The organism is Pseudomonas sp. NPDC089396, from assembly GCF_044749545.1.
GTDB lineage: Bacteria > Pseudomonadota > Gammaproteobacteria > Pseudomonadales > Pseudomonadaceae > Aquipseudomonas.
Map to the genome: position 1 here is coordinate 1 of NZ_JBIVIC010000030.1, position 1,790 is coordinate 1,790.

General features: G+C 65.6%; 1 protein-coding gene. It reads right to left on the reverse strand.

Translation table 11 applies throughout. The features are described 5' to 3' along the window. A partial coding sequence (locus tag ACIPZB_RS27185) for an ImcF-related family protein (protein ID WP_400643485.1) occupies window positions 1-1,790 on the reverse strand: 1,790 nt, incomplete at both ends.

Consider the following 1,790-nt stretch of genomic DNA (forward strand, 5'->3'; position numbering starts at 1 on the left):
CCCCGCAGTCCGAGCAAGGCCAACGGCCCTCCCCCCAGTTCGGTGCGCAGATGCCAGGTCAGGCCAATGCCATCCGGGGCCTTCAACACCACGCGCATTTGGCTGCCGCCGTCGTTCAGGTGGGTGACCTGGGCCTGTTCGAGCAGCCGGATCAGCCCCCAGGTGCCCTGGAGGTCGGCGAACAAACGCTCCCCCGTGTGCACGCTGGTCCAGGTCAGGCTGACGCCGGGGTAGTCGTTTTGCCCAGGCCAGCGGAACTGCTGCCAGCGCTCGCGCTGATTGAAGTAATGATGCTTTTCGCCATTGAGGATGAAGGTGGTCTGCACCACATCGCGCACCGGCTTGCCACGCAGTTCGAAGCTCATGCCCATGCCACCATCGGTGTAGAGCACATCCGCCAACGCGCTGAGCTGGTTGATGGCGGCGAGGAACCGAGGATTGATGCGCAGGCCCTGGCTGTGACGTGGGTCCGCCACCCAACGGCTGCCTTCCTTGCGCAGCAACCCAGCCAGTTGTTCACGGACGAACTGCTCGATCCGCCCCGAGTCGGCGCGGATCATCTGCCCCAGCATGGGCAGCGACGCATCGCTGGAAGTGGCCGCGAACGGGTAGCGGCCGGCGAAGGCGCCGTTCCAGTCATTGACAATGGCACGCTCCCAGTTGCGATTCAGTCCTGCGGCCGACGGCTGCAGGACGCGTTGCCAGGCCTGGTCCAAGGGCTGCACGAACAACGCTTGGGCGGCGCCGCCCCATTCGGCGCCCAGGCTTGCAGCGATCAGTTGGCCGTAGGACTGGGTCTCGGTCAGGTCGATGCGCTTGCCCTGGAACACCGCCTGGGCCAAGGCTTGGGTCATGGCCTGCGGGTCGGGCGCCTGGGTCACTTGCTGCAGTTTCAAACGCACGCTGGTCACGCGGGTGAGGAAGGCCTGCAGGCTCAGGTTGTCATCGAAGCGTTGCCCTTCAGGGCCTTTGCCCAACAGCGCCAGCAGCGATCCGAAGGTACTGTCCAACGGGCCGTTCAGGCCTTGGGGCAGTTGCTCGATCACCGCCGGTTTGTCCTGGCCGATCAGGTTTTTTGCCGATTTGAGCAACGAGTCAGCCAGCGCCTGGCCACGGATGCCGGCCTGGCCTTGATAGGCCAGCGTGTTCATCAGGGCGATCAGCGGCGACTGGCGGACGTCGCTCATCAGGGTCAGCTGGGCGATGACTTCTTCCAGGCTGTCGCGCTGCTGCCAGCGCAGGCTGTTGAGGAAGGCCAGCCAGGCGCTGCTGTAGTCCTGGAAGTAACGCGCGGTCAGGCGCTCGCGGAGCTGGTCAGGGCTTAGCGCGGCAGTGAGGTTGTCCGGGTTGTCGCTCAGGACCCAGTCGATTTCTTCGCGGCGTGCCTTGGCCGCCTCCTCGATCGCGTCGCGCATGTGGCCTTCCCAGGCCTGGCGGGTGAACACGCCAGGGACGCTGGCCTGGGTAGTGAACAAGGCGTCGGCATCGGTGTCGCCGACCAGCTGTTGCAGGCCCTGCGCGGGGTAGTGGTTGGCTGCCGTTTCCAGCGCGCGCTGGTAGAGGCTGCTTTCGGCATTGCGCTGGCCGAGTTGGCCGAGCAGCACCTGGCGGGCCTGGGCGATGAGCTTGGCATCGGCCTTGATGGCCCAGTCGGGGTTGGCGGGTAACTGCTCGGCGAAGAAGGTCCACAGCGTGGGCTCGGTATTGCCCAGCGTTTGGACCAGGAACGTCGCATCGGCCTTCTCGGGGCGGGCCAGCATGAGGTAGGCCTTGAGCTGGTTGTAGGCTTC